At 63.3% G+C, this 392-nt stretch carries 1 protein-coding gene; it reads left to right on the top strand.

The genetic code is table 11. The features are described from left to right. Positions 1–392: polyketide synthase (locus O5O46_RS35160; protein ID WP_269859753.1), on the top strand; the 392-nt coding region annotated here is incomplete at both ends.

The raw sequence follows: 392 nt of genomic DNA, 5'->3' as shown, positions 1-392 counted from the left end.
GGGCCCGGCTCCGGGACGTCGGCTACCGGTGAGGGCGGGTTCGTTGACGGTGTCGATGAGTTCGATGCGGCGTTCTTCCGGATCTCGCCTCGGGAGGCGTTGGCTACTGATCCTCAGCAGCGGTTGTTGCTGGAGGTGTCGTGGGAGGCTTTGGAACAGGCGGGAATTACTCCCGCTTCGTTGGCGGGTAGCCACACGGGTGTTTTCGTCGGTGCCTATCAGACCGGTTACCTCGATCTGGTCTCTCGTGGCAGTGAGCAGTTGCAGGGGCATGTGCTCACTGGTGCCGCGGGTAGCGTGATCTCTGGCCGTGTGGCTTACACGTTGGGCCTTGAGGGGCCTGCGGTGAGTGTGGACACAGCCTGCTCGTCGTCCTTGGTGGCGATGCACCT

The sequence above is a fragment of the Streptomyces sp. RPT161 genome (assembly GCF_027533845.1).
Classification (GTDB): domain Bacteria; phylum Actinomycetota; class Actinomycetes; order Streptomycetales; family Streptomycetaceae; genus Streptantibioticus_A; species Streptantibioticus_A silvisoli_A.
The sequence above is the reverse complement of the archived record's forward strand: the minus strand, read 5'-3'. Positions and strand labels throughout refer to the sequence as shown.